The following is a 5,011-nucleotide window of genomic DNA, read 5'->3' as shown; positions in this document are numbered from 1 at the left end:
CCCTAGCTCCGCTCAACCCGAACCCCACGGAGGTACCCCATGAGACGTCGCCTTCTTCTCGTCGGTGCGCTGGCCACAGTCCTCGCCGCCGGCACGGCCTGCGGCGGCGGTGGCGACGACGCGGCTGGCGACGCGAGCACCGAGAAGCTGACCATCTACACCGCCCGCGACAAGAAGGTCTCCACGTTCGTGGTGGAGCGGTTCACCGCCAGGTACCCCGAGTACAAGGGCAAGGTGGAGATTCTCAACCTGGGCGCGCAGGAGATCCTGGAGCGGGTCCGGGCGGAGAAGGCCAATCCGCAGGCCGACGTCTGGTGGGGCGGCACCCAGCAGGGGCTCGCCGCCGGCGCGTCCGAGGACCTGCTGAGCGGCTGGCAGCCGGCGTTCGCCGGCAAGATGGACGCGAAGTACAAGGACGCCGAGGGCCGCTGGTTCGGGGAGATCCTGCTGCCCGAGGTCATCATGTACAACAACAAGGCGCTCACCCCGGAGCAGGCCCCGAAGGACTGGGACGACCTGCTGAAGCCGGAGTGGAAGGACAAGATCATAATCCGCGACGTCGCCGCCTCCGGCACGATGCGGTCGATCTACGCGTCGATGATCATCCGGCAGTCCCCGGACGGCAGCAACCCGCAGCCCGGCTACGACTGGCTGTCCAAGCTCGACGCCAACACCGGCTCGTACGCGGCCAATCCGGCCGACCTGTACCTCAAGCTCTCCCGCCAGCAGGGGGTGCTCAGCGCCTGGAACCTCCAGGACATCCTGCTCCAGGCCAACCAGTCGAACATGCCGTTCGGCTACGTGATGCCGGCCTCCGGCGCTCCGGTGCTGGTCGACGGCGTCGCCGCGGTCAAGGGCGGCAACACCAGCGGCGCTCAGAAGTTCATGGAGTTCCTCTTCGACGACTCGCTGCGCACCGATCTGGCCAGGGACTACTACCAGATCCCGGCCGTGGAGATCGCCGAGAAGCCGCAGTGGCTGGCCCAGCTCAACCTCAAGCCGCTGGACGTCGACTGGGACGTGATCGGCAAGAACGAGACCGAGTGGATCAACCACTGGAACAGCCAGATCAAGAACAAGGGCTGACCACGGTGGGCCGGGGCGGCACGCGTGCCGCCGGCGTGTGCCGCGCTGCGCGCCGCGCCCACGCGGGTGCCGCGTGGGGTGAGAAGGGCCCCTTCTCTACCGCAGGCGTTGAGAAGGGCCCCTTCCTTCAACCCGCGCCCGCCCCGGAGCCACCACCTAAGGAGAGGACGCCATGATCGATGTCACGCTGGAGTCGGTGAGCAAGCGCTTCGCGCGCGGAGGCGACACCGCGGCCGTGGCCGACGTCGACATCACCATCGCCGCCGGGGAGTTCTTCACCCTGCTCGGCCCGAGTGGCTGCGGCAAGACCACCACCCTGCGCATGGTGGCCGGGTTCTACTTCCCCACCTCCGGCCGGATCCGGTTCGGCACGGAGGACGTCACCCGGCGACCGCCGAACAAGCGCGACACCGGCATGGTGTTCCAGAACTACGCGCTCTTCCCGCACCTGTCCGTCGCGCAGAACGTCGCGTACGGGCTGAAGATCCGCAAGGTCGGCCGCGCCGAGGCGAGGCGGCGCGTCGAGGAGGCCCTCGGCCAGGTGCACCTCGCCGGGTACGGCGACCGGCGCATCGACGAGCTCTCCGGCGGCCAGCAGCAGCGGGTCGCCCTGGCCCGCGCCCTGGTAATCCGGCCGAAGACCCTGCTGCTCGACGAGCCACTGTCCAACCTCGACGCCAAGCTGCGCGAGGAGACCCGCACGGAGATCCGCCGGATCCAGCAGGAGGCCGGCACCACCGGCATCTACGTCACCCACGACCAGGCCGAGGCGATGGCCATGTCGGACCGGATCGCGGTCATGCAGTCCGGCCGGGTGCAGCAGATCGGCGCGCCGCGGGAGATCTACCACCGCCCGGCCACCAGCTTCGTGGCCCGGTTCATCGGGCGCAGCAACGTGCTCGCCATGCCGGTGCTCGACGCCACGGAGCAGACCGTCGCCGTGGGGCTGCCCGCCGGCGGGGAGGTCGTCGTGCCCGCGCCGGCCGGCCACGGGCTGCGCCAGGGGGAGACCGCCCTGGTGTCGGTGCGCCCCGAGCACATCGGCCTCACCTCGACCACCGACGTGGGCGCGCTGCCCGGCCGGGTCGCCGAGCTGGAGTTCACCGGGATGACCACCAACCTGGTCGTCGACACCGCCGGGGAGCGGGTGCAGGTGGCCGCCGTCGACGTGCCGGCCGGCATCGCCGTCGGCGACCAGGTCGGGTTGCGGCTGAACCGGGACCGCATGTGGGTGGTGCGCCCGTGACCACCATTCCCGCCACGCCGAGCCCGGCCACCGTCGCGCCGGTGACGAAGGACCCGGGCCCGCCGCCGGGCCCGCGCCGCCGGCTGGCCGCCCGGTTCGCCGGGGGCACCGGCTCCCGGTGGTTCCCGTACGTGCTGGTCTTCCCGCTCGCGCTGGTCCTCTTCGGGTACGTCGTGCAGCCCATGTTCGCCACCTTTGCCGAGAGCGTCGGCGTGCACGGGGTGGAGAACTACGGCAGCTTCCTCGCCGGCGACGGGGTGGCCCGGTCGTCCCTGGTCACCTCGCTGATCATCTCGGCGGCCAGCGTGCTGCTCTGCGGGATCGTCGGTGTGACGATGGCGTTTCTGCTCAAGCGCTTCTCGTTCCCCGGCCGCAGGCTGATCGAGGCGATAATCCTGGTGCCGGCGGCCCTGCCGCCGCTGATCGGGGCGATCTCGTTCCAGCTTCTCTACAGCGAAACCGGCATCCTGCCGCGCGGCCTCCAGCAGCTGTTCGGCGCGGAGAACCCGGTGCTGCCGTTCAGTGGCATCGCCGGGGTGCTGGTGGTGCACACGTTCACCATGTACCCGTACTTCTACCTGTCCGCCTCCGCCGCCCTCGGCGGGATGGACCCGTCGGTGGAGGAGGCGGCGTACAACCTGGGGGCCTCCCGGGTGCGGGTGTGGCGCACGGTGCTGCTGCCGATGCTCACCCCGGCGCTGGTATCGGCGTCGCTGCTGGTGTTCATGACGTCGCTGGCCTCGTACACCGCCCCGCTGCTGTTCGGCGTGGACCAGACGATGACCATGCAGATCTACATCAACCGCACCAACGGCGACCTGCCGATGGCGTCCACGTACGCGTCGGTGCTCGGCGTGGTGTCGGTGCTGTTCCTGCTCGGCATGCGCTGGTACGAGGGGCGGCGCAGCTACCGTTCCCAGTCCAAGGGGGTCGCCGCCCACCGGCGGGAGATCACCAACCCGTTCGGCCGGTGGCTCGCCCTGGCCGCGTCCCTGCTGGCCACGGCCGTGCTGTTGGCACCGGTGGCGACCATCGCCCTGGTGGCGTTCTCCCGGGACGGCTCGTGGACCACCGAGGTGATCCCGGTGCAGTACACGACGCGGAACTTCGTGACGATCTTCTCGGAGCCGAGGGCGTTCCAGCCGATCCTCAACTCGTTGCGGATGAGCCTCATCGCCACCGTCGGCTGCGTCGTGGTCGGCGTGCTCATCGCGTACGCGGTGCGCCGGCTGGACTTCCGCGGCCGGGGCCTGCTCGACGTGGCGGTCATGCTGGCCTGGGCGCTGCCCGGCACGGTGGTGGCGATCAACCTGATCTCCGCGTTCAGCACCGGCAACGCGTTCAGCTTCGGGCAGGTGCTCATCGGCACCTTCTGGATCATGCCGCTGGCGTACTTCGTGCGGTTCCTTCCGCTGGTGTTCCGGTCCAGCTCGGCCACCCTGGCCCAGCTCGACCCGTCGCTGGAGGAGGCGGCCCGCAACCTCGGGGCGTCCTGGTGGCGGGCGTTCGGCACGGTCACCCTGCGGCTGATGCTGCCGGGCGTGCTGGCCGGCGCGCTGCTCGCCTTCGTGCACGGGGTCGGCGAGTTCGTCGCCTCGGTGCTCATCTACACCTCGGAGACCGCGCCGATCTCGGTGGAGATCAACAACCGGATGTACTCGTTCGAGGTCGGCACCGCCGCCGCGTACGGCATGCTCCAGGTAATTTTGATCTTCGTGGTGATGGTGGTCTCCGGCCGCCTTGAGGGCGGCCGGCGCTCGACCCGGGAGGCGGCGCGATGGACGGCGTGACGACCCCCGCCGGCGACCCGGTGGCCGCCTGGCTCGCCCACGGCGGTCTGGTCCCGGCCACCCGGGTCCCCGGCGGGGAACTGGCGGCCGTCGCCGAGGCGGCGGACTTCGCGGTCCTGCCGGTCGGCGCGGTCGAGTGGCACGGCCCGCACCTGCCCCTGGGTACCGACCTGATCCTCGCCGAGGGCTTCGCCGCCGAGAGCGCGGCGAGGACCCCCGAGAGGACGGCCAGGACTCCCGGGGTCGCCGCGCCGGCCCTCGGGGACGGCGCGGCCTCGTCCGGCGGCGGGACCCCGGACGAGGCCGCGACCCCGGCGGCGGGCCCACGCGGGGTGCTCTTCCCCGCCGTCGCGTACGCCGCCTGCCCCGGCCAGACCCGGCCGTGGCCCGGCACCGTGGCGATCCGGCCGGAGATCGCGGTCGGCTACCTGGCCGACGTGATCGAGGGCATCGTGGCGGCCGGCTTCCCCCGGCTGCTGATCGTCAACGGCCACGACGCCAACATGTCCACCGTCCGGGCCGCCATGGAGTGGGTCTCCGGCCGGCGCACCGCCAGCCTGCTGCTGGTCAACTGGTTCCAGCTCGTCACGCCCGCCGAGACGACCGAGCTGTACGGGTCCCGCGTCTCGCGCGGCCACGGCGGCGCGTACGAGACGTCGGGGGTGCTCGGGTTCGACCCCAACGCGGTCCGGCTCGGCGCGGTCGAGGACCTGCCGCCGAAGCCGAAGCTGCCGGTGACCCACCCGTACGTGCTGGTGGAGTCGCGGCCCGACCCGTGGCAGGGCTGGTCCGGGCACGTCTCGCTGGCCGACGAGCCCGCCGGCCGGCGGGTGCGTGAGCTGGCCGGGGCGCGGCTGCGCGAGGTCGTCGCCGCCTGGGTGGCCGCCGC

Annotated in this window: 4 protein-coding genes; all 4 read left to right on the top strand. The window is 71.5% G+C overall.

The window, feature by feature from the left end:
* The first annotated feature begins 39 nt into the window (after nucleotides 1-39).
* On the top strand, nucleotides 40-1,086 hold the full coding sequence (locus tag E1258_RS29745) for an extracellular solute-binding protein (RefSeq protein WP_132406949.1): 1,047 nt from the start codon (nucleotides 40-42) through the stop codon (nucleotides 1,084-1,086).
* Between the two features lie 172 nt (nucleotides 1,087-1,258).
* Nucleotides 1,259-2,332: an ABC transporter ATP-binding protein gene (locus E1258_RS29740; RefSeq protein WP_132406947.1), complete on the top strand. Its 1,074-nt coding sequence runs from the start codon at nucleotides 1,259-1,261 to the stop codon at nucleotides 2,330-2,332.
* Nucleotides 2,329-4,122, top strand: a complete 1,794-nt coding sequence (locus tag E1258_RS29735) for an iron ABC transporter permease (RefSeq protein WP_243715773.1) — start codon at nucleotides 2,329-2,331, stop codon at nucleotides 4,120-4,122. The genes E1258_RS29740 and E1258_RS29735 overlap by 4 nt, the downstream gene beginning before the upstream one ends.
* A partial coding sequence (locus E1258_RS29730; protein ID WP_132406945.1) for a creatininase family protein occupies nucleotides 4,110-5,011 on the top strand: 902 nt, incomplete at its 3' end. The genes E1258_RS29735 and E1258_RS29730, both read left to right, overlap by 13 nt.

The sequence above is a fragment of the Micromonospora sp. KC207 genome, from assembly GCF_004348615.1.
Taxonomy (GTDB): Bacteria; Actinomycetota; Actinomycetes; order Mycobacteriales; family Micromonosporaceae; genus Micromonospora.
Note: the sequence above shows the minus strand (reverse complement) of the source record. Positions and strands in the feature narration are given on the sequence as shown.